This is a genomic window from Citrobacter sp. wls708 (assembly GCF_005281255.1).
GTDB classification, from domain to species: Bacteria; Pseudomonadota; Gammaproteobacteria; order Enterobacterales; family Enterobacteriaceae; genus Citrobacter; species Citrobacter werkmanii.
This window is the reverse complement of the sequence record NZ_SZXE01000036.1, coordinates 42,035-65,326: the sequence shown is the minus strand read 5'-3', so window position 1 is coordinate 65,326 and position 23,292 is coordinate 42,035. Positions and strand designations below refer to the sequence as shown.

Annotated in this window: 21 protein-coding genes; 3 read left to right on the top strand and 18 right to left on the bottom strand. The window is 52.6% G+C overall.

Annotated elements, in window-relative coordinates; genetic code table 11:
- Positions 1-38: 38 nt before the first annotated feature.
- The 14 genes from ptsG to yceD form a co-directional block, all read right to left on the bottom strand.
- Positions 39-1,472 carry a PTS glucose transporter subunit IIBC gene (ptsG, locus tag FDW97_RS19885; RefSeq protein ID WP_003036277.1) on the bottom strand — a complete coding sequence of 478 codons (1,434 nt, stop codon included), beginning with the start codon at positions 1,470-1,472 and terminating at the stop codon, positions 39-41.
- 416 nt (positions 1,473-1,888) lie between these two features.
- Entirely contained in the window at positions 1,889-2,686 is a 798-nt protein-coding gene (locus tag FDW97_RS19880; protein WP_087857780.1) for a metal-dependent hydrolase, read from the bottom strand.
- 10 nt (positions 2,687-2,696) lie between these two features.
- Complete coding sequence (gene holB / locus FDW97_RS19875; protein ID WP_087857781.1) at positions 2,697-3,701, bottom strand: DNA polymerase III subunit delta'; 1,005 nt, start codon at positions 3,699-3,701, stop codon at positions 2,697-2,699.
- A complete protein-coding gene (tmk, locus tag FDW97_RS19870; RefSeq protein ID WP_038639762.1) occupies positions 3,698-4,339 on the bottom strand; it encodes a dTMP kinase in 642 nt (213 codons plus the stop codon). The genes holB and tmk overlap by 4 nt, the downstream gene beginning before the upstream one ends.
- On the bottom strand, positions 4,329-5,351 hold the full coding sequence (gene yceG, locus FDW97_RS19865) for a cell division protein YceG (protein ID WP_137351523.1): 1,023 nt from the start codon (positions 5,349-5,351) through the stop codon (positions 4,329-4,331). Before yceG ends, tmk begins: the two co-directional genes overlap by 11 nt.
- A gap of 2 nt (positions 5,352-5,353) precedes the next feature.
- Positions 5,354-6,163, bottom strand: coding sequence for an aminodeoxychorismate lyase (pabC, locus tag FDW97_RS19860; protein WP_069323326.1), 810 nt, complete (start codon positions 6,161-6,163; stop codon positions 5,354-5,356).
- Between the two features lie 136 nt (positions 6,164-6,299).
- On the bottom strand, positions 6,300-7,541 hold the full coding sequence (gene fabF / locus FDW97_RS19855) for a beta-ketoacyl-ACP synthase II (RefSeq protein ID WP_038639753.1): 1,242 nt from the start codon (positions 7,539-7,541) through the stop codon (positions 6,300-6,302).
- 85 nt (positions 7,542-7,626) lie between these two features.
- Positions 7,627-7,863 (bottom strand): acyl carrier protein, encoded by a 237-nt coding sequence (gene acpP, locus FDW97_RS19850; protein ID WP_000103754.1) that lies wholly within the window; start codon positions 7,861-7,863, stop codon positions 7,627-7,629.
- Positions 7,864-8,018: 155 nt separating this feature from the next.
- Positions 8,019-8,753 (bottom strand): 3-oxoacyl-ACP reductase FabG, encoded by a 735-nt coding sequence (gene fabG / locus FDW97_RS19845; protein WP_006685074.1) that lies wholly within the window; start codon positions 8,751-8,753, stop codon positions 8,019-8,021.
- A gap of 12 nt (positions 8,754-8,765) precedes the next feature.
- Positions 8,766-9,695: an ACP S-malonyltransferase gene (gene fabD / locus FDW97_RS19840; protein WP_137351522.1), complete on the bottom strand. Its 930-nt coding sequence runs from the start codon at positions 9,693-9,695 to the stop codon at positions 8,766-8,768.
- 15 nt (positions 9,696-9,710) lie between these two features.
- Positions 9,711-10,664 (bottom strand): beta-ketoacyl-ACP synthase III, encoded by a 954-nt coding sequence (gene fabH / locus FDW97_RS19835; RefSeq protein WP_137351521.1) that lies wholly within the window; start codon positions 10,662-10,664, stop codon positions 9,711-9,713.
- Between the two features lie 77 nt (positions 10,665-10,741).
- Positions 10,742-11,821, bottom strand: a complete 1,080-nt coding sequence (plsX, locus tag FDW97_RS19830; protein WP_074458481.1) for a phosphate acyltransferase PlsX — start codon at positions 11,819-11,821, stop codon at positions 10,742-10,744.
- A gap of 122 nt (positions 11,822-11,943) precedes the next feature.
- The gene (gene rpmF, locus FDW97_RS19825; protein WP_003036242.1) at positions 11,944-12,117 is read right to left on the bottom strand and encodes a 50S ribosomal protein L32; all 174 of its coding nucleotides are present in this window, start codon (positions 12,115-12,117) and stop codon (positions 11,944-11,946) included.
- Positions 12,118-12,133: 16 nt separating this feature from the next.
- Entirely contained in the window at positions 12,134-12,655 is a 522-nt protein-coding gene (yceD, locus tag FDW97_RS19820) for a 23S rRNA accumulation protein YceD (protein WP_003036239.1), read from the bottom strand.
- A gap of 197 nt (positions 12,656-12,852) precedes the next feature.
- Here yceD and FDW97_RS19815 point away from each other — a divergent pair, with 197 nt between their 5' ends.
- Positions 12,853-13,437: a nucleoside triphosphate pyrophosphatase gene (locus FDW97_RS19815; RefSeq protein WP_038639734.1), complete on the top strand. Its 585-nt coding sequence runs from the start codon at positions 12,853-12,855 to the stop codon at positions 13,435-13,437.
- A gap of 82 nt (positions 13,438-13,519) precedes the next feature.
- Here FDW97_RS19815 and rluC read toward each other — a convergent pair whose 3' ends face one another.
- Positions 13,520-14,473: a 23S rRNA pseudouridine(955/2504/2580) synthase RluC gene (gene rluC / locus FDW97_RS19810; RefSeq protein ID WP_167371252.1), complete on the bottom strand. Its 954-nt coding sequence runs from the start codon at positions 14,471-14,473 to the stop codon at positions 13,520-13,522.
- A gap of 574 nt (positions 14,474-15,047) precedes the next feature.
- Between rluC and rne the strand changes: the two genes are divergently transcribed.
- Positions 15,048-18,263: a ribonuclease E gene (gene rne / locus FDW97_RS19805; RefSeq protein WP_137351520.1), complete on the top strand. Its 3,216-nt coding sequence runs from the start codon at positions 15,048-15,050 to the stop codon at positions 18,261-18,263.
- A 40-nt stretch (positions 18,264-18,303) separates the two neighbouring features.
- Here rne and FDW97_RS19800 read toward each other — a convergent pair whose 3' ends face one another.
- Positions 18,304-19,329, bottom strand: a complete 1,026-nt coding sequence (locus FDW97_RS19800; RefSeq protein ID WP_121528877.1) for a LysR family transcriptional regulator — start codon at positions 19,327-19,329, stop codon at positions 18,304-18,306.
- Positions 19,330-19,350: 21 nt separating this feature from the next.
- Between FDW97_RS19800 and FDW97_RS19795 the strand changes: the two genes are divergently transcribed.
- A complete protein-coding gene (locus tag FDW97_RS19795) occupies positions 19,351-20,550 on the top strand; it encodes an MFS transporter (RefSeq protein WP_137351519.1) in 1,200 nt (399 codons plus the stop codon).
- A gap of 76 nt (positions 20,551-20,626) precedes the next feature.
- Here the strand turns inward: FDW97_RS19795 and flgL are convergent, their stop codons facing one another.
- Both flgL and flgK read right to left on the bottom strand, forming a co-directional pair.
- Positions 20,627-21,580, bottom strand: a complete 954-nt coding sequence (flgL, locus tag FDW97_RS19790) for a flagellar hook-associated protein FlgL (protein WP_110498365.1) — start codon at positions 21,578-21,580, stop codon at positions 20,627-20,629.
- Positions 21,581-21,594: 14 nt separating this feature from the next.
- On the bottom strand, positions 21,595-23,259 hold the full coding sequence (gene flgK / locus FDW97_RS19785; RefSeq protein ID WP_069323316.1) for a flagellar hook-associated protein FlgK: 1,665 nt from the start codon (positions 23,257-23,259) through the stop codon (positions 21,595-21,597).
- Positions 23,260-23,292: the final 33 nt, after the last annotated feature.

Here is a 23,292-nt window from a genome sequence, read left to right as displayed (position 1 = left end):
CCCGCAGGCTGCCTTAGTTCTCCCCAACGTCTTACTGCTTAGCTGTTACGGATGTACTCATCCATTTCAGTTTTCAGGTTATCGGACTTGGTACCGAAGATCGCCTGAACACCGGAACCAGCAACCACGACGCCCGCCGCACCCAGTTTCTTCAGGCCAGCCTGATCCACTTTGGCAACGTCAGCCACGCTAACGCGCAGACGAGTAATGCACGCATCGAGGTTAGTGATGTTTTCTTTACCACCGAATGCAGCAACCAGAGCCGGAGCCATTTCGCCGGACGCACCCGCTTTGCTGTCTTCGGTCGCATCTTCACGACCTGGCGTTTTCAGGTCCAGCGCTTTGATCAGCACACGGAAGATGGTGTAGTAAACAATCGCATAACCGATACCGACAATCGGGAACAGCCACAGTTTGCTGCTGTTACCGGACAGAACGATAAAGTCGATCAGACCGTGAGAGAACGATGTCCCGTCACGCATACCCAGCAGGATACAGATCGGGAATGCCAGACCAGCCAGAATCGCGTGGATGATGTACAGGATCGGCGCCACGAACATGAAGGAGAACTCGATCGGCTCGGTAATACCGGTCAGGAACGAGGTCAGCGCCGCGGAGATCATAATACCGCCCACTTTCGCGCGGTTTTCTGGTTTAGCAGAGTGCCAGATAGCGATAGCGGCAGCCGGCAGACCATACATTTTGAACAGGAAACCACCGGACAGTTTGCCCGCAGTCGGGTCGCCCGCCATATAGCGAGGGATATCGCCGTGGAACACCTGGCCTGCAGCGTTGGTGTACTCACCGATCTGCATCTGGAAAGGAACGTTCCAGATATGGTGCAGACCAAACGGCACCAGGCAGCGTTCAATGAAGCCATAGATACCGAACGCCACTACCGGGTTCTGGTATGCAGCCCACTGGGAGAACGTCTGAATAGCAGTACCGATCGGCGGCCAAATGAAGGACAGAACCACGCCTGTGAAGATGGCAGCCAGACCAGAAATAATAGGAACGAAGCGCTTACCCGCAAAGAAGCCGAGATACTCAGGCAATTTGATACGGTAGAAACGGTTGAACATATACGCTGCAATCGCACCGGAGATAATCCCCCCGAGAACACCCGTATCAGCAAGGTGTTTAGCGGCGATCTCTTCAGCAGGTAAATGCAGAACCAGCGGCGCAACAACAGCCATGGTTTTAACCATGATGCCGTAGGCAACAACGGATGCCAGTGCAGATACGCCGTCATTGTTGGTGAAGCCTAACGCAACACCGATGGCAAAGATCAGCGGCATGTTCGCAAAAACAGAACCGCCTGCTTCTGCCATTACGTGCGATACAACGGCTGGCAGCCAGCTGAAGTTAGCGGAACCGACACCCAGCAGGATACCTGCAATCGGGAGTACGGATACCGGCAGCATCAGCGATTTACCGACCTTTTGCAGGTTAGCAAATGCATTCTTAAACATAATTAGGAGTGCTCCTGAGTATTTGTGCTTATACACTTCATCCTTCAAACCGCCTCAGCGTTGGCTGCGCTCATTCACTCCAGTCACTTACTCGAGTAAGCTCCTGTCATTCACTCACTTGCCGCCTTGATGCCGCTTGAATGATTTTGTGTATTCTACGTTCTCACGCATTGGCAAGGGGGGAGAGCCTCGCCGTGGACAGAGCATCTAAGTGCTCTTTATTTATTACACAGAGTAAAATAATTCAGTCTGTATTTGTTTGACGGCTATCACAATTCAGTTGTGAATGGCCGCAAAATTCGCACATTCCGATAAAATGAGTTTCTGAATGTGTCTAACTGGTTATTCACCGCCCATTTTGTGGCGGTGAACTTTACTCGCTTTAGTTATTAATTACGAGCTTTAAAAAAAGTCAGTTAACGGACTGATTGCAGGCGAGAAGCATCGATGTGAAACAGGCGGGCAAAGTTATCAGTGGTTGCCTGCGCCAGTTCTTCCACGGCAACACCTTTCACTACGGCCATATACTCCGCAACGTCACGCGTCATGGCAGGTTGGTTCTCTTTTCCACGATGCGGCACCGGCGCAAGGTACGGAGAATCCGTCTCAACTAACAAACGATCCAGAGGAACATAACGGGCAGCATCACGCAGTTGGTCAGCATTACGGAACGTGACGATGCCGGAAAACGAGATATAAAAGCCGAGATCCAGCAATTTGCCCGCCGTTTCTCTGTCCTCTGTAAAACAGTGTAGTACGCCGCCGCAATCCGTCACCTTTTCTTCGCGCAGAATTGATAATGTATCGGCTCGGGCATCACGGGTATGCACGATAACCGGTTTCTGTAACTCGCGGCCAATCTGAATATGGTGGATGAAAGATTCCTGCTGGCGCACCTTCGTTTCCGGCGTGTAAAAATAATCCAGCCCGGTTTCTCCCATCGCTACCACACCGTCTTCGGCGGCAAAACGACGCAGGTCTTCAACATCATAAGTTTCAGCCTGATTTAACGGATGCACACCGCAGGAGAAAACCACGTTGTCACGTTGGCCAACCAGTTCACGCATACTGCGGTATCCCGGCAGGGTGGTTGCGACGGCAAGACAAAATTTCACATCGCGTGCGGCCGCTTTCGCCAACACGTCATCCACGTCCTTATGCAGAGATTGATAATCCAGGCCATCAAGATGGCAGTGTGAGTCGACTAAAAACATAATGTCTCTCTCAAAGATGAGGAACAGGCAGTACGGTGCCTGGTTGCAGGTAATGCTCAATACGGAGAATAAGATCGGTTAATACCAGTTCACGGTTTATGCCCGTCACGTTCAGCAACTGCTGACGACAATGACAAACATCACCGAGTATCGCCTGTATCTGGGCGACGGATAACCGCTCGGCGATAGAAGAGATGAGATCCTGAGCATCAGGATTGGTTAAATGGGAAATCCCATAAGAACGCTTTAAGGCATCCGTCAACAGCGTGGCCAGCCAGTGTAAACGAGCGGCAGCCTGATCGTGGTTGAGCGCCGCTAACAGGATATACCAGTCGCCTGATTGCAGGGTGTTCGCCAGCGCGGCGAGGAAATCTGTGCGGTGCGTCCAGCTTTCAGCCTGTAGCAACGTTAATGCCGCGCCAGGCGACCCCGCACTCAGACGTAATGCGCTCAACAATGCTTCCGGTGACGCCGTCACTTCACGGGTAAGCCAGGAGATAGCGTATGACTCTGCCGGTGGTGCAAGGTGATGTAACCGACAGCGGCTACGCAGCGTGGCCAATAAACGCGCAGGTTCGCGACTGGCGAGGAAGAACCAGGTCTGCGCCGGAGGCTCTTCCAGCGTTTTCAGTAACGCATTAGCGGCGGCATCAGTTAACTGGGCGGCATCCGGGATCCACACCACTTTCGCCCCGCCCAGGCGTGAATGCTCGTACAGTTTCTCACTGACTTCACGTACCGCATCAACGCCCAGCGTGCTTTTGCCTTTTTCCGGCAGCAGCGAATAGTAGTCCGGATGGGTCCCCGCCTGCATCAGCTGACAGCCGCGGCAGTGTCCGCAGCTTTTATGTCCTTCCGGCTGCTGACACATTAAATAGCGACTGAGCGCGTAAATCAGCGCATCGTCGCCCATGCCGGGTAACGCCTGAATCAGTAACGCATGGTGACCACGACCCGTCTGGTAGCTCGCTACCAGTTTTTCAAAATCAGGTCGTAACCATGGGAACCATTTCATGCGCCCTGCTCCTTCACCCACTGAGTAATGGTATTGCGAATATCAGCCATCACAGCCTCCAGCGGCTGCGTAGCGTCAATCGTACGAATGCTGGCATCTTTGGCAGCCAGTTCAAGATAGCGCGCTCGGGTACGATTAAAGAAATCGAAAGATTCCTGTTCAATACGGTCCAGTTCGCCACGCGCACGCGCACGCTTCAATCCGACTTCTGGAGTGACATCCAGATAGAGCGTCAGGTCCGGGCGAAAATCTCCGAGTACCGCATCACGCAGCGTTGCCAGCATGTTTTGATCTATACCGCGGCCACCGCCCTGATACGCCTGGGTCGACAGGTCGTGACGATCGCCAATGACCCATGCGCCTCTCGCCAGCGCAGGTTTAATAACGGTTTCGACCAACTGTACGCGCGCGGCGTAAAACATCAGGACTTCGGCTTTGTCGGTAATGACCTCGTCGCCTACCGACTTAATGTCCAGCACCAGACTTCTTAGTTTCTCAGCGAGCTGCGTTCCACCAGGCTCGCGGGTAAAAACCATGTCACGAATACCGAGTTGCTCAAGTGTCTCTACCACCACATTACGCGCAGTGGTTTTTCCGGCGCCTTCCAGGCCCTCGATGACGATATAGTTACTGCCCATTTTTTTCCTTAAGCACTTTCAGGTAATCCTGTACTGACCGGTTATGGCTGACAAGATTGGTGTTAAATGTGTGGCCGCCTTTACCATCTGCCACGAAATAGAGATACGGCGTTTTTGCCGGATGTGCGGCAGCCTGCAATGAGGCCTCTCCCGGCATGGCAATCGGGCCAGGCGGCAGCCCGGTTATGGTGTAGGTGTTATAGGCGGTTGGCGTTTCTAAATCCACACGCGACAATTTGCCATTATACCGTGTCCCCATGCCGTAAATCACCGTCGGATCGGTTTGTAAACGCATGCCAATACGTAAGCGGTTAATAAAGACCGAGGCCACCTGGTCGCGCTCGCTGGCAACCGCAGTTTCTTTTTCAATAATCGAGGCCATTGTCACTAGCTGATTTTTATCCTGATAAGGCAAGCCATCAGCGCGCCCTTCCCAGACGGTATCCACCGCTTTAACCATCTTTTGATGCGCACGTTTTAGCAGTGCTACGTCGGTCGTATTCGCGGTATACATCCAGGTATCGGGCCAGAACCAACCTTCCACCCACTGCGGGTTTTCCAGCTTCAGCGCCTGAGCGACAGTCTCGTAGTTATCGTCGCTCAGCGTATGTTTGATATAGGGCGCATCGCGCAGTTGTTTGAGGTAATCACTCAGGCGCATCCCTTCCACCAGACGTAACGGGAACTGGGCCTCTTTACCGCTTTCCAGCAATAGCAGCATTTCTCGCACCGTCATGTCGGGCGTCAGGCGATAGGTACCCGCCTTAAAATGCGACAGGTCAGGCTCCACACGCAGCAGCCACTGGAAGACACGCGGACGATTGATAATCTTATCCGCATACAGTTGTTCACCGAGAGCCAGGCGGCCTGTACCCGCTTTCAGCGTAAAAATAGTCTCTTCTTTAATCAATAACTTACTGTCCGCCAGATGGCGAACTTTCCACATGCCTACGCCCGCGGCAATGCCCAGCACAACCAGCAATAACAGGACAACGAGTAACAGTTTTTTCATGACTAATTCGGGTGCTCACAAAGTGGGGCTAAAAAATCGAATAACAAACGTGAAGACAACATCGTGTCGCCACAGGTACGCACGGGAATAACCGGCATTAATGCGTTACAGACGACGATTTCATCGGCTTGCATAATCTCCTCCAACCCGGCATACACTTCGACAAGACTGAACGGTGATTGTGCCAGCATACGGATACAGAATTGTCGCATAATGCCGTTCACTCCGGCCTGATCCAACCGGGGAGTGTAAACCACATTACCTTTACGCCAGAACAAATTAGCCGCACAGCATTCCGTAACCCATCCCTCGCTGTCAAGAACTAGCGCTTCATCGGCATCCGTCTGCTCAAGATGAGAGCGAATCAATACCTGCTCCAGGCGATTCAGATGCTTAAGTCCGGCAAGCATAGGGTTACGCCCCAGACGCACTGGGCTTAACGCCAGCGTAATCCCTTCATGGCGCCAACGATCGTAATGTTCGGGCCAGGCTGAAACAGAGAGAATACGGGTGGCGTTGTGACAATTTGCGCCGCTGTATCCCCGACCGCCGCTACCGCGGCTAATAATGACTTTCAATACACCACGCGCGTGTCCTTGAGCCAGCATTTTCATTTCATCTTGCAGTTCTGACCACTGTTCAAAAGCGATCAGCAACTTTTGGCAAGCGTCTTGTAAACGCGCAAGATGCGCTGCAAAGAGGCAAATTTCGCCGTCGATAATTCGCGCGGTAGTAAAACAACCATCGCCAAATTGGGTCGCTCGATCGCTTACGGCCAGCAGATTTTGCTCGCAGCCATTAATTAAGAACATGGAGGCTCCTTATATCTGGTCCGCTAGTTTGGCAGGATGAGTAACACAGGACAAGGGTGAAAAACCGAATAAAAAAAGGCCCGACAAGCGGACCTTTTCAGTTTTATTTCGATGCTAACGCATCACCTGACGAGACTTAAATCTTTTTAAAGATCAAAGAACCGTTGGTACCACCGAAGCCGAAGGAGTTACACAGAGTATATTCCAAACCACTCACCTGACGCGCTTCGTGAGGAACGAAGTCCAGGTCACAACCTTCATCCGGGTTATCCAGGTTGATGGTTGGCGGAATAGCCTGGTCGCGCAGCGCCAGGATAGAGAAAATAGACTCTACCGCGCCCGCAGCGCCTAACAGGTGACCGGTCATGGATTTGGTTGAGCTTACCATCACACGGCTCGCCGCATCGCCAAAGACAGATTTCACTGCCTGGGTTTCAGCTTTATCGCCTGCAGGCGTAGACGTACCATGCGCGTTGACATAGCCGATCTGACCCGCTTCGATAGCCGCATCGCGTAGTGCATTGACCATTGCCAGCGCAGCGCCTGCACCGTTTTCCGGTGGTGACGTCATGTGGTAAGCATCGCTGCTCATGCCAAAACCAACGACTTCAGCATAGATTTTCGCGCCGCGCGCTTTCGCATGCTCGTACTCTTCCAGTACCACCATGCCTGCGCCGTCGCCCAACACGAAGCCATCACGCTCTTTATCCCACGGGCGGCTTGCCGCTTGCGGGTTATCATTACGCGTAGACAGCGCGCGTGCCGCGCCAAAACCACCCACGCCAAGCGGTGTACTGGCTTTTTCAGCACCACCCGCAACCATCGCGTCTGCATCACCGTATGCAATGATACGTGCGGCATGACCGATGTTATGTACGCCTGAAGTACAGGCGGTCGCGATGGAGATGCTTGGCCCTTGCAGGCCGTACATGATGGTCAGGTGACCTGCCACCATGTTAACAATCGTCGACGGAACGAAGAACGGGCTGATCTTACGCGGTCCACCGTTTACCAAAGAGGTATGGTTTTCTTCGATCAGACCGAGACCGCCAATACCAGAGCCAATAGCGGCGCCAATACGGTGAGCGTTCTCTTCCGTAATTTCGAGGCCAGAATCCTGCATGGCCTGAACGCCAGCGACAATTCCATATTGAATGAAGGCATCCATCTTGCGCTGTTCTTTGCGCGAGATAATGTCTTCACAGTTAAAATCCTTTACTAAGCCAGCAAATTTCGTTGCATAGGCGCTAGTATCGAAATGGTCGATCAGGCTGATGCCACTCTGACCGGCAAGGAGAGCTTTCCAGGTAGACTCTACGGTATTGCCGACAGGAGACAACATGCCCAGTCCGGTCACAACTACACGACGCTTAGACACGGTTGTCCTCCAGGGAGGGAAAATAATTCAAGTGGGATAAAAAGATAAAACTCAGGCGGTCGAATGACCGCCTGGAGATGTTCACTTACGCCTGGTGGCCGTTGATGTAATCAATGGCAGCCTGAACGGTAGTGATTTTCTCAGCTTCTTCGTCCGGAATCTCAGTATCAAACTCTTCTTCCAGAGCCATTACCAGCTCAACGGTGTCAAGAGAATCTGCGCCCAGGTCTTCAACGAAGGAAGCATTGTTGGTAACTTCTTCCTGCTTAACGCCCAGCTGTTCGCCGATAATTTTCTTAACGCGTTCTTCGATAGTGCTCATACTCTTAAATTTCCTATCAAAACTCGCTTTCGCGATGGTTTTCGTAGTGTATAAAATGTTGAAAAATTTGCAACTAAATCCCGGCAGGTCTTACCACGATTTTACGTTATTTTGAGGCCATTCCCCCTAATAACGCAAATATTTTTCAATCGTGGTTAAACCATGTACATCCCGCCGTTGACGTGCAAAGTCTCACCTGTGATGTAACTTGCTTCGTCAGAAGCTAAAAATGCAACCGCACTGGCGATTTCCTGAGCGCCACCAAGGCGACCCGCAGGAACCTGCGCCAGTATACCCGCACGCTGATCATCAGACAGCGCACGCGTCATGTCCGTTTCAATAAAGCCCGGAGCAACAACGTTTACAGTAATACCACGGGACGCAACTTCGCGCGCCAGTGATTTACTGAAGCCGATCAGACCTGCTTTCGCCGCAGCGTAGTTAGCCTGACCCGCATTTCCCATGGTACCAACCACAGAACCGATAGTGATAATACGCCCATGACGCTTTTTCATCATAGCTCGCATTACCGCTTTTGACAGACGGAAAACAGATGACAGGTTGGTTTCGATGATATCGTTCCACTCGTCATCTTTCATGCGCATTAACAGGTTATCACGAGTAATCCCGGCATTATTGACCAGAATATCGACTTCACCAAATTCTGCGCGAATATTTTCCAGAACAGATTCGATAGATGCCGGATCGGTCACATTCAACATCAGACCTTTACCATTTGCACCTAAGTAATCGCTAATGGCCTGCGCACCACTTTCACTGGTTGCAGTCCCGATAACTTTCGCGCCACGGGCAACGAGCGTTTCAGCAATTGCGCGGCCAATTCCACGGCTTGCACCGGTTACCAGCGCGATTTTTCCTTCAAAATTCATGGGCTTCCTCTTTTATTGCTCTAGCGCCGCAGACAGCGCTGCCGGCTCATTCAGTGCCGAAGCGGTCAGGGTGTCAACAATACGTTTCGTCAAACCGGTGAGAACTTTGCCTGGTCCCACTTCATACAGGTGCTCTACGCCCTGAGATGCCATAAACTCAACGGTTTTAGTCCACTGAACCGGGCTGTACAGTTGACGAACCAGCGCATCGCGAATCGCGCCTGCGGTAGTTTCACACTTCACGTCGACGTTGTTCACAACTGGAACAGTCGGCGCGTTGAAAGTGATTTTTTGCAATTCAACGGCCAGTTTCTCAGCGGCAGGCTTCATCAGCGCGCAGTGAGAAGGCACGCTGACCGGCAACGGCAGCGCACGCTTGGCGCCAGCGGCTTTACAGGCAGCACCTGCACGTTCTACGGCTTCTTTATGCCCGGCGATAACCACCTGACCCGGCGAGTTGAAGTTAACCGGAGAAACGACCTGCCCTTCAGCAGACTCTTCACACGCTTTAGCGATAGAGGCATCGTCCAGACCAATAATCGCAGACATGCCGCCAGTACCTTCCGGTACGGCTTCCTGCATGAATTTGCCGCGCAGTTCAACCAGACGGACGGCATCGGCAAAATCAATTACACCCGCACATACCAGCGCAGAATATTCGCCCAGGCTATGACCTGCCATCAGCGCAGGTGTTTTACCCCCCTGCTGCTGCCATACGCGATACAGCGCGACAGATGCAGCCAATAGCGCTGGCTGCGTCTGCCAGGTTTTATTCAGTTCTTCTGCCGGACCTTGCTGAGTCAGCGCCCACAGATCATAGCCCAGCGCAGCTGATGCTTCAGCAAAAGTTTCTTCAACAATTGGGTAGCTTGCTGCCATTTCAGACAACATCCCAACGGTCTGGGAACCCTGCCCCGGAAACACAAATGCAAATTGCGTCATGTTAAAATCCTTATACTAGAAACGAACCAGCGCGGAGCCCCAGGTGAATCCACCCCCGAAGGCTTCAAGCAATACCAACTGCCCGGCTTTGATACGCCCGTCGCGGACGGCTTCGTCCAGTGCGCACGGTACGGAAGCCGCGGACGTATTGCCATGTCTGTCCAGTGTAACGACGACATTATCCATCGACATGCCCAGCTTTTTCGCTGTCGCGATGATAATACGCAGGTTTGCCTGATGCGGCACCAGCCAGTCCAGCGCAGAACGGTCGAGATTATTGGCTTCCAGCGTTTCATCAACGATGTGGGCAAGCTCGGTCACCGCGACTTTAAATACTTCGTTACCCGCCATCGTCAGGTGGATCGGGTTATCCGGATTTACGCGATCGGCGTTAGGCAGCGTCAACAACTCACCATAACGACCATCAGCATGCAGATGCGTGGAGAGAATACCCGGCTCTTCAGATGCGCTCAGTACCACCGCGCCCGCGCCGTCACCAAAGATAATGATCGTCCCACGATCGGTTGGATCACAAGTACGAGCAAGAACATCAGATCCAACGACCAGCGCATGCTTCACTGCGCCAGACTTAACGTACTGATCGGCAACGCTCAGGGCATAGGTAAAACCGGCACAAGCGGCCGCAACGTCAAACGCCGGACAGCCTTTGATCCCCAGCATACTTTGGATCTGGCATGCCGCGCTTGGAAATGCGTGTGTGGATGATGTGGTGGCAACCACAATCAGACCAATTTCGTCTTTTTCGATGCCCGCCATTTCCAGCGCACGGTTTGCGGCGGCAAAGCCCATCGTCGCAACTGTTTCATTTGGCGCTGCAATGTGGCGTTCACGGATACCTGTACGAGTGACGATCCACTCATCAGATGTCTCGACCATTTTTTCCAAATCGGCGTTAGTACGCACTTGTTCAGGCAGATAGCTGCCGGTACCAATAATCTTCGTATACATGTACGCTCAGTCACTTTTTGGTTATATACCGCCACGAGCAAAACGCTGGTACGCTGACAGCTTTCACAAACGCGCTATTATCTGTGCGGTCGTGAGTTTGCGCTTTCGCCACCGTCCAGCAGTTCGAATCCAGCTGGGTATACAGATTCCAGGCGAGCGGCAATTCGCTGAGGAACTTGTCGCTGCACCGCCTGCACTGCCTGTTCAATCGCGACCTCAAATGCTCGCTGATTAGCCGCACCATGACTCTTAATCACCGTGCCGCGCAATCCTAACAGACAGGCGCCATTATACTGGTCGGGGTTGAGGTGACTAAATCGCCTTGTCAGGCTTTTTTGTAACCAACGTTTTAATAAAAGCAGCCACCACGACCGTTTTTTGCCCTCACCCTGAGATTTCAGCAGTGAAAGGAACATTCTGACAACACCTTCCATCGTCTTTAATGTGACATTACCTGTAAAGCCGTCACAGACCAGTACATCAGTTTTGCCAGTCAGTAACTCATTGGCTTCAAGATAGCCTATATAGTTAATGGAAGGGATTGTTTTTAGCACCGCAGAAGCATCCCGAATACTGTCGAGACCTTTAGTTTCTTCTTCGCCGATGTTGAGCAACGCAACGCGAGGATTAGCAATCCCAACGACTTCTTCTGCCAGCACGGAACCCATAACGGCAAATTGCACCAACATCGTGCTATCACAATCCACGTTGGCGCCTAAATCCAGCACCACCGTTTTGCCCTTTTGCTGATGCGGTAAAACCGTCACCAACGCAGGACGCTCAATACCCTCAAGGGGTTTGAGCAATAACTTCGCAAGTCCCATTAGCGCGCCGGTATTACCAGCACTCACACAGGCTTGCGCTCGACCTTCTTTCACGAGCTCCAGGGCAACACGCATTGAGCTTCCACGACTGGCGCGAATAGCCTGCGAGGGCCGGGCATCACTGGCAATAACTGACTGAGCAGGGACAATCTGCAGACGTGAACGTTGTTCGAAGTCAGCTTTGGCAAGTAATGGCGTGATTGTATCGGGATCCCCGACTAAAAGAAGTGTGAGTTGCGAATTAGAATTCAGTGCCTGCAATGCTGCAGGCACTGTCACGGTAGGGCCAAAATCTCCCCCCATGACATCTAACGCCAGGGTTAGATGTGTCAAGGTATCGTCGCTGCCCGGTTAGGTGTTTCCCCAGTTACCCGGGGAAAGCCTCACTAAGCTTCATCACGCGTGCGCTCTCTGTCTTTCTCACCGAAGCGGGAAATCCATTGAGTCATGCGTGATTACTTAGCGATTACCTTACGGCCACGGTAGAAACCGTCGGCAGTGATGTGGTGACGCAGGTGTTGTTCACCAGAAGTTTTGTCTACAGACAGGCTGGTGACTGCGGTCAGAGCGTCATGAGAACGACGCATGCCACGTTTGGAACGGGTTGGTTTATTCTGTTGTACGGCCATGGACCTTACTCCTCAATTACTTACGCTTTAAGCTGGCTAATACGGCAAATGGGTTTGGTTTTTGCGCTTCATCAGGCAATTCGCCAAAGACCATGTCCGCCTCGGACACTTCACAGTGTTCAGAATCATGCACCGGAACTACCGGCAAGGAGAGGATAATCTCATCTTCAACCATTGCAAGCAGATCGATTTCACCGAATTCGTTAACCTCAATCGGCTCATACGCTTCCGGGAGTGCTTCAGCCTGTTCGTCAGAACGGACAGGACTAAAACAATATGTTGTGTGAACATGAAGTGGGAACGGTTTCCCGCAACGCTGACATTCGAGCGTAACCGACACTTTCGCATCACCGGTTATCACGGCAAGGCGCTGGTTATCGATAGCGAACGACATGGAGCATTCCACATCACTGTCCACACTGACCACAGAATCGGCGACGCGCTCAACCAGATCAGAAGTATAGATACCTTCATAATCGAGGCGTTTTTGAGCCGTACGAACCGGATCAAGAGTCAGGGGTAATTTTACCTTTTGCATAGGGCGCGCATATTAACTTTGTAACGTCATATAGTCAAAGAAAAAGGCAGCCTGAGGTTGCCTTTTGCCAATAATTCGCACACATTGCGGGTCATCGACTTAAAATCGCTCAAGACAAGCCAATACAGCCAGCTTGTAGGACGAAGTCAATAGTTTAAAATGGCTCTCATCAATACGCTATATGCGAGGGGAAAAATATGCCTCAACTTATACTTGCCTCGACCTCTCCCTGGCGTCGCGCTTTACTTGAAAAACTGGCAATTCCGTTTGAATGCGCGGCTCCTGAGGTGGATGAAACGCCGTTACCCGGCGAAGCGCCACGCCATTTAGTCTCGCGACTGGCGCAACAAAAAGCGCAATCTCTCGCCCAACGTTATCCAGCGCATCTGATTATTGGCTCCGATCAAATTTGTGTTCTTGATGGTGAAATAACCGGCAAACCATTAACAGAAGAAAATGCGCGCCAACAATTACTCAAAGCCCGTGGCAATATTGTGACGTTTTACACCGGACTGGCGCTTTATAATTCAGCTACCGGACATTTACAAACTGAGGTCGAGCCGTTCGACGTTCATTTTCGGCATTTAAGCGAAACGGAAATTGATGATTACCTGCGCAAAGAACGCCCGCTACATTGTGCCGGCAGTTTTAAAAGTGAGGGGTTAGGTATTGCTCTCTTTGAGCGTCTCGAGGGTCGCGACCCCAATACGCTGATCGGCCTGCCGCTGATCGCATTGTGTCAAATGCTGCGCCGGGAAGAGATGAACCCGCTGAACGCCTAGTTAATCCACCTGATGGCGACGCGATGCGTCTTATCAGGCCTACGGCGCATAACGCGATTGCAGGCCTGATAAGCAACGCGCATCAGGCTTTGCTACGTAAAACCTCAAGGCAGCGCTTCAACTGTTTATCCATTGGCGCTTCAACACGCATCACTTCGCCCGTCCCCGGATGGGTGAATTTCAACGCCGCGGCATGAAGGAACAGCCTGTTCAGTCCGGTATCCGCGAGTTGTTTATCGAACTCACGGTCGCCATAGCGATCGTCAAAGGCTATCGGATGCCCGGCATATTGGGTATGCACACGGATCTGGTGCGTGCGCCCTGTGACCGGGCTACAGCGCACAAGCGTGGCAAACGCATAGCGCTCTTCCACCTTAAAGCGTGTTTCCGACGGTTTACCTTCCTGATTCACCCGCACGATACGCTCGCCGCTTTGCAAAATGTTCTTCAACAGCGGCGCCTGCACGGTTTTGACATGCGACTGCCACTGGCCTCTCACCAGCGCCAGGTAGTCTTTTTGCATCCCTTTTTCACGCAGCTGTTCATGCAACGAACGTAAGGCTGAGCGTTTTTTAGCAACCAGCAGCACACCGGAGGTATCGCGGTCCAGGCGATGCACCAGTTCGAGGAAACGCGCTTCCGGACGTAATGCGCGTAAACCTTCAATAACACCGAAGCTTAATCCGCTTCCGCCATGTACGGCCGTTCCTGAAGGTTTGTTAAGCACCAGAATATGATCATCTTCATATAAAATGACATCAGTCAGCGCCGCAACCTTCTGCAGATTTGGGGAAATAGTCTCTTCTTCACGTTCGGCGACACGCACAGGTGGAATACGCACGATGTCCCCATCTTCGAGTTTGTACTCGGGTTTAATGCGCTTTTTATTCACCCGCACTTCGCCTTTACGCAAAATGCGATAAATCATACTTTTCGGCACCCCCTTAAGTTGAGTGCGTAAAAAGTTGTCGATGCGTTGCCCTGCTTCGTCAGCAGTGATAGCAACTGTTTTTACGGCTGGAGTCTCTGTTTTCATGGGGGCCGATTTTAAATAGCCATCAAGATTCGCGCCACACATTTTTCTATGCTTATATTAACTGCTATACCCTATTACTTAAGTTTGACATAACCGATTTGGTGGTTATTAAACCAATCACTACGCGGAAGTGAAAAAACTGTGAGTAACCGGGTGATAAATGGCAAAAGTCATCTTGCTATAACAAGGTTAGCAGTGGAATAATGAGGTCGTCTCCGTGTTGAATCTTGTTAAAACAAGACCTTTTCCGGAATGACCCAATTTTGCCCGACCGATCATCAACGCAGCAATGGCGTAAGACGTATTGATCTTTCAGGCAGTTAGCGGGCTGCGGGTTGCAGTCCTTACCGGTAATAAGGAAGCTTTTCTGGAGAGTAACACCCAGACTGTTCCCCTGATAATTGCGCTGTGTTTCCGTATGAAATACAGGCAACCGACACTCTGCGCCTCTTTGAGCTGACGATAACCGTGAGGTTGGCGACGCGAATAGACACGAGGCCATCGGTTCACACCCGGAAAGGCATTACTCTGCCCGCAGCTTAGTCGTCAATGTAAGAATAATGAGTAAGTTACGATGAAAAGAATGTTAATTAACGCGACTCAGCAGGAAGAGTTGCGTGTCGCCCTTGTAGATGGGCAACGTCTGTACGATCTGGATATCGAAAGTCCCGGACACGAACAGAAAAAAGCCAACATCTATAAAGGGAAAATTACCCGTATTGAACCGAGTCTGGAAGCTGCTTTTGTTGATTACGGCGCTGAACGTCACGGTTTCCTTCCGTTAAAAGAAATTGCCCGCGAATACTTCCCCGCTAACTACAACTCCCATGGTCGTCCCAACATTAAAGATGTGTTGCGCGAAGGTCAGGAAGTCATTGTTCAGATCGATAAAGAAGAACGCGGCAATAAAGGCGCTGCGCTGACCACCTTTATCAGCCTGGCGGGTAGTTATCTGGTTCTGATGCCGAACAACCCGCGCGCGGGCGGCATCTCCCGTCGTATTGAAGGCGATGACCGCACCGAATTAAAAGAAGCGCTGGCAAGCCTGGAACTGCCTGATGGTATGGGGCTTATTGTGCGTACCGCAGGTGTCGGCAAATCCGCCGAAGCGCTGCAATGGGACCTGAGCTTCCGCCTGAAACACTGGGAAGCCATTCAAAAAGCCGCCGACAGCCGCCCTGCTCCGTTCCTGATTCACCAGGAAAGCAACGTCATCGTCCGCGCATTCCGTGACTATTTACGTCAGGATATTGGCGAAATCCTCATTGATAACCCGAAAGTCATGGAGATGGCGCGTCAGCACATCGCCGCGCTGGGTCGTCCGGATTTCAGCAGCAAAATCAAACTGTACACCGGTGAAATCCCGCTGTTCAGCCACTATCAAATTGAATCTCAGATTGAGTCCGCGTTCCAGCGCGAAGTGCGTCTGCCGTCCGGCGGCTCCATCGTCATCGACAGCACTGAAGCCCTTACCGCTATCGATATCAACTCCGCACGCGCGACCCGCGGCGGCGACATCGAAGAAACCGCATTCAACACCAACCTGGAAGCAGCCGATGAAATTGCGCGTCAGCTGCGTCTGCGCGACCTCGGCGGCCTGATTGTCATCGACTTTATCGATATGACGCCGGTTCGCCACCAGCGTGCGGTTGAAAACCGCCTGCGTGAAGCCGTGCGTCAGGACCGAGCGCGTATTCAGATCAGCCATATTTCTCGCTTCGGCCTGCTGGAGATGTCCCGCCAGCGTCTGAGCCCGTCGCTGGGTGAGTCCAGCCATCACGTCTGCCCGCGCTGCTCCGGCACCGGTACCGTACGTGATAATGAATCTCTGTCGCTGTCTATTCTGCGTCTGATTGAAGAAGAAGCGCTGAAAGAGAATACCCAGGAAGTTCACGCTATCGTTCCTGTGCCGATTGCCTCTTATCTGCTCAACGAAAAGCGTACTGCGGTCAACGCCATCGAGACGCGTCAGAATGGCGTGCGCTGTGTAATCGTGCCAAACGATCAGATGGAAACCCCGCACTATTCCGTGCTGCGCGTCCGCAAAGGCGAAGAAACGCCAACCCTGAGCTACTTGCTGCCGAAGCTGCACGAAGAAGCAATGGAACTGCCGTCAGAACAAGAGTATGTCGAGCGTAAACAGCCAGAGCAACCGGCACTCGCGACCTTTGCTATGCCAGACGTGCCGCCAGCACCAACCGTGCAAGAACCCGCTGTTAAAGCCGTAGCGCCTAAAGCTGCTGCTGCCACCGCAGCAACAGCCTCTCAGCCTGGTTTGATTAGCCGTTTCTTCAGCGCACTGAAGTCTATCTTCGGCGGTAACGAAGAAGCGAAGCCGGTTGAACAACCTGCACCGAAAGCTGAAGAGAAGACGGAACGTCAGCAGGACCGCCGTAAACCACGTCAAAATAATCGTCGCGATCGTAACGATCGTCGTGATAACCGCGATAACCGTGGCGATCGTGACAACCGTAACGAACGTGCGGAAAACGGCGAAAATCGCGATGACAATCGTCGTAACCGTCGTCAGGCCCAGCAGCAAAATGCGGAAGCGCGCGATAATCGCCAGCAATCCAGTGATGTCGCTGACAAAGCGAAATCAGGTGATGAGCAGCAGACCCCGCGTCGCGAGCGCAACCGCCGCCGCAACGATGACAAGCGTCAGGCGCAGCAGGAAGTTAAAGAGCTGAACCTGGCTGAACAACAAGCGCAGGATACCGAGCAGGAAGAGCGCGTACGTCAGCCTCAGACCCGTCGTAAACAGCGTCAGTTGAACCAGAAAGTGCGTTATACAGACAGCACGGCGGTTGAAGCCGAAGTGGCAACTACCGCTGCGGCAGCTGAGGTCGTTGTCGCTCAAGCCGTTGAGCAGTCCGTACCGACTCCGCGTACCGAACTGGCGAAAGTTGATCTGCCAGCCGTTGTCGCACCTGAGCAGGAAGACAACAGCGAAGCGCGTGACTCCAACGGTATGCCACGTCGTTCCCGCCGTTCCCCTCGCCATCTGCGCGTAAGTGGACAGCGTCGTCGTCGTTATCGTGACGAGCGTTATCCGGCTCAGTCGCCAATGCCGCTGACCGTCGCCTGTGCTTCTCCTGAATTGGCGTCCGGTAAAGTATGGATCAGCTACCCTGTCGTTCGTCCGCAGGATCAGCAGGTTGAAGACCAACGCGAGCAGGAAATTCACCAGGAGCAAACTGCCTCTGTCGCAGTAGAGCCTCAGGTTGCTGCGGCTGCCGTTGAGCACATTGCGGACACTCCTGCGCCGGTTGAAGCCGTGCAGCCAGAGGAAGTTGTAGCGGAACCTCAGATTGCCGTTGTTGAAACCACGCATCCGGAAGTCATTGCGACCCCGGTTGAAGAACAACCGCAAATTATCGCTGAATCTGACGCACCTGTAGCTGAAGAGATCGCCGCTGAAGCTCAACCGGTCGCTGAAACCCCGGCTGAAGAGCCTGCGGAAATCATCGTCTCCAAGCCGGAGGTGGTTGAAGAAGTTGCACAAGTCGCGCAAGCAGCACCTGTTGTGGAAGAAGTCGCTGCGCCGGTTGTAGAAGCTGAAGTCGTTAAGTCTGACGTTGTCGCAACAAGCGTTGACGCCGAGCACCTTCACAGCCATGCGACTGCGCCGATGACCCGCGCTCCGGCGCCGGAATATGTGCCAGAAGCGCCGCGTCATAGCGACTGGCAGCGCCCGGCGTTCACCTTTGAAGGTAAAGGCGCTGCGGGTGGACACAGCGCCACGCATCAAGCCACTGCGCCGGCAACACGCCCGCAGCCGGTTGAATAAGTCATAATCAACCTCAAAGCCGACCTTAGGGTCGGCTTTTTTATATCGGCTCTACGCGTTTCATCCCGGTTAATTGCGGCATCACATCCTTCATTAACGCTAAAAATTTGCGCAACCGTGTCGGATAGTAACGCGCCCAGGGATAAACCAGATGCACCGGCAACGAGGCCGCCCGCCACTCGGGCAGCAGCATAACTAAACGTCCGTTGGCGATATCTTCTTCAACCATCCAGCTAGAAACAATCGTCACTCCCAGCCCGGCCAGCGCGGCATTTCTTGCCACATAAATACTGTCAGTACTTAATCTGGGTGAAATAGTCAGCGTGACAGGTTCATTACGCGCCTGGTGTAGCAACGAAACGCTATGCTGAAAAAACGTGTTCACTGCAATCCACGGCAGCGCGGATAACTGCTCAGGGTGCGAAATTTCGCCATATTGCTCCAGCAATACAGGACTCGCCACCATGCTACGGGGAACTTCAGCCAGTAAAACCGAAACCGTGGCCGGATCGACTTCCGCGCCAACCCGAATCGCGCAATCAATATTATCGCTCAAGAAATCAACGGTTTTGTCGTTAAGCATCCACTCCACCGATAACTGTGGATAGCGCGAAAGAAACTGCAACAGCGGCTCAAGAAGCTGTTGCTGTCCAAACGCATGCGGCGCCCGTACGCGCAACGTCCCCACCGGTTCATCTTCCGTGACATTAAGTCCATCTTCCAGCGCCAGCCAGGCATCGATGATATTTTTGGCGTGCTGGTAACCGCGCTCTCCATCGTCGGTTAATTTCATCGCATGCGTGGTACGCATGATCAGTTTCACACCCAGCAGAGTTTCCAGGGATTGCAACCGTCGGCTTACCGTCGCTTGCGTTGTCCCCATCTGTTTTGCCGCTGCCGAAAGCGATCCTGCTTCAACGATGCGCACAAACGTGCGCATCAATTCCACCCTATCTATACGTTCAGTTTTTATCATTACCAGTTTCTTCATACGCCTGACGTATAACTGTTTTACCACTGCGCTCGCTACCGCACCACCCGCAGAAGGATAAAAATAGCCGCACATCCTGTGATTGAGGAATCATTTGTGAACACACACACCGCACTTTCCCGTTGGGTCATTTTCGTTCTGGCATTAGGAGCCGGATTCAGCGTTGCCGCTATCTACTATGCCCAGCCCCTTCTGCCTTTAATGGGGCAGGATCTGAACTTAAGTATTACCGGCATGGGACTGGTTCCGACGCTGACCCAGGCGGGATACGCGCTGGGTATTTTGTTTTTATTACCATTGGGCGATCGTTATGACCGCCGGACATTAATCCTGCTGAAAAGTATCTCTCTTGCCGTACTGCTTCTGGCATGCAGCTTTACCGGGCAGTTACATTCACTGCTAATAGTGAGCCTGTTGATGGGCATGGCGGCAACAATGGCGCAGGATATCGTTCCCGCGGCGGCTATTCTGGCGCCGGAAGGCAAACAGGGAAAAACGGTGGGCACGGTGATGACAGGCCTGCTGTTGGGGATTTTACTCTCGCGTACCGTTAGCGGACTGGTGGGTGAAGCGTTTGGCTGGCGTGAGATGTACCAACTTGCCGCCGCCAGTATTGCCATGATTACCGTAATTATGTGGAAGGTACTGCCTCGTTTTACGGCCCATTCTACGCTGAGCTACCCGTCATTGATGCTCTCTATGGCGCAGCTCTGGCAACGGTATCCCGCATTGCGCCGCGCGGCGCTGGCACAGGGCTTTCTGTCCATAGCCTTCAGCGCTTTCTGGTCCACGCTGGCGGTGATGTTATCTGAACATTATCACATGGGTAGCGCGATGGCGGGCGCGTTTGGTATCGCGGGAGCCGCCGGTGCGCTTGCCGCGCCGTTGGCGGGTCATCTGGCCGATAAAGTGGGCGCAGCAAAAGTGACGCAGTTAGGTGCTTTGCTGGTAACCGTCTCTTTCGCACTGATGTTCTTGTTACCCGCCCTGCCAGTACAGGGGCAGTGGCTGCTGATTGCTGTTTCGGCGGTCGGTTTTGATCTCGGATTGCAATCCAGCCTGGTTGCCCACCAGAACCTGGTTTATGGCCTGGAGCCTCAGGCCCGGGGCCGTCTGAATGCGCTGCTGTTTACTATGGTGTTCATTGGTATGGCGCTGGGTTCCGTTCTCGGGAGTCAGGTCTATGCGCTGGCAAACTGGGAAGGTGTGGTGACGCTGGCAACCATCAGCGGTGCGCTTGCGCTGGTAATAAGGCTGACGGGAAATCTGTCGCTTAGCAAAACAACGGTAGCCTAAAAAAATGCCCGCTCCTGGGTGTTAAGGGAGCGGGCAGACAAACATACCCAGTTTCAAGATATGTTCAAAAAGAGTTTTACCGATTAAGCTGGAACAACGACATTCCCTGCATATCGGTAAATGCTTTATAAGAGGCCTGAAGTGCGGCCTGTTGCATGACGTAGGACGAAATCGCCGCATTCCAGTCGACATCCACCAGGTTGCTCATCTGTTGGGTTTGGCCTAACGCACGATCGGCTCCCAGTGAATCCAGTGAGCTCAGTTCACTCAGCTGGGTACCCAATTCTGCGCGAACGGAAAGCACGTTATTCAGTGAGTTTTTCAAGCCACGATTGGTTTTATCGATAGCTGCTGCGGCCTTATCCTTTGCCACATCATCACCCGCAATAGGAATTTTTAGCTCTTCAATCGCGCTGTCCAGCATTTTGAACAGGTTCTTTTCCTGGGTGCTACCCGGTGGTTCCGGTACGGCGTTGCTGGTCAGGCTGGCGAAGATTTTGTCGCCCGTGTGACCAATGACCATGGTACGGGAAGCATCAACCTGCTGGGTCACATTTGTTGTTCCACCGCTATAGGAACCATCAGCCTGCGCAAACGGGGCCGATTCGGTTTTATATCCGCCAAAAATGTAGCGCCCATTACCGTCGGTGCTGTTCGCCAGGTTCATCAGCTGATCGCGGATACCCTGCAAATCAGTGGCCAACGATGCACGGTCATCATCACTTAATGTACCGTTACCGGCATAAACAATTTTCTCCTGCGCAGCCTGAATAGCCGTTGTTACCTGGCTCAGTACGTTCTCTTCCAGCGAGACTTTCTGCGTCGCGAAGGTGCGCGCCAGCGTGTACTGGCTGTTCTGCGCCTGAGCCTGAGAAAGCACTACGGCCTGCGACGCGGCAATCGGATCGTCAGACGGACTGATCACGCGTTTGCCGGTCGACATCTGCTCGCCGAACTTCATCCATTCAGCCTGAGAGTTAGTGATGCCACGCATATTCTGCTGGTACATCATCTGGGTGCTGATACGCATTGTGTCCCTCTCCCTTAGCGAATATTAATCAATGCATCAAACAGCGCATTCGCAGTTTGCAATACCTGTGCGTTAGCCAAGTAATACTGCTGATAACGCTGCAAATTACCGTATTCTTCGTCGAGGTTTACCCCGGAAATCGACTGCTGCTGGTTATAAAGCTGCTTGACCACATTGTTTTGCGTGGTACTGCTGGTTTTCAGCGTCGCCGTTTTGTTGCCCACGTCGCTCACCAGAGTGGCGTAAGCGTCATTAAAGGTTTTATTACCAACAGTTGCCTTGGTTTGCAGATCCAGCAGTTTCTGACCGTTACGGTTATCGCTTGCACCTGTATCTGCAGCAGGATCAGTGCTTTTCTCTGACGCCATGGCGATTTTCGACTCGTCTGTCACCATGACTTTCATATCAACAATAGCGTTGCTCACGGGTTTCAGAATAAAGCTGTCGTTATCGTTAGCGCCGGTTGGATTAGCCTTAACCGTTACCTTCAGACCATCAATATCCAGTTTACCGTTCGCATCAGGTTTAGCTTCAAACGTGGTGTTATCGGCCAGACGCGTCACCTGCCATTTGCCGCCGCTAAACACAACTTTATAGTCGGTAGCCTGCACTTTCGAACTGTCATCAACCTCAGCACTTAATTCTGCTTTACCGGTATTCTTAGCGTTACTCAGTACGGACGGGCTGCCGATAGCAAAGAAATCTTTACCCGCATCGCCGTTAGCATCAAAACCTTCTTTATGCTGGGTGTTAAACGCATCGGCAAACGCCAGCGCCAGTTGGCCCAGCGTGTTACGCGTTTGATCCAGTTCCTGCGAACGGAAGGTGAGCAGTCCACCCAATGAACCGGTATTCAGCAGTTTCTCAGGGATCTCAACCGCTCCGGCAACGCCATCCACATACGCAACGGTTGTACGCGAAGGATCGTCACTGGAAGGCACTGCCGCCAGTTGGCGCGCATTGCTGCCCTGCACCAATGAATAACCGTTCGCCATGGTTACGTTGTAAGTGCCGCCGTCCTGAACGCTGACTTCCACGCCGACAAGCTGGTTCAGTTCACTGACCAGCTGGTCGCGCTGATCGAGCAGATCGTTAGGGGATGCCCCCGCCCCAACACCGGTCAGACGAGAAATCTGGTCGTTAAGGCTGGCAATTTGTTTCGAGTAGTTGTTGATCTGATCGACGCTGGCTTTGATAGCGGTATTAACCTGCTTATCCTGATCGCGCAGATACTGATCGGTCGTTTTAAACTGATTCACCAAACCGTCAGCTTTACCGATCAGCGCCTGGCGTGCCGCCGGATCTTCGGCGTTACTGACCAGCGTTTGCAGACTGGTAAAAAAGTCCTGCATTGAGGTCGAAATCGAACTGGTTTTGCTGGACAGCAGGTTGTCGATTTTCGACATTTGCTCATAACGGGTCGTCAGACCGCTGCTCTGGTTTTGCGCTGCCCGCAGCTGATTGGTGATAAACGAGTCATACTCGCGCTGCACGCCAGAAACATAGACGCCATTGCCTACCCAGCCCCCCGCACCCAGCGTGCTGTTCGCTTGCGCCATAATTGTCGTTTGTCGGGTATATCCGGCGACGTTATAGCTGGAGATGTTATTACTGGCAGTGTTCAACGCGGCCTGCGCTGCGCTGAGTCCACTCATCGCGTTATTAATCAAGCTGGACATGGAGGTTCCTTGTAATCCTTCAATACTCGTTAT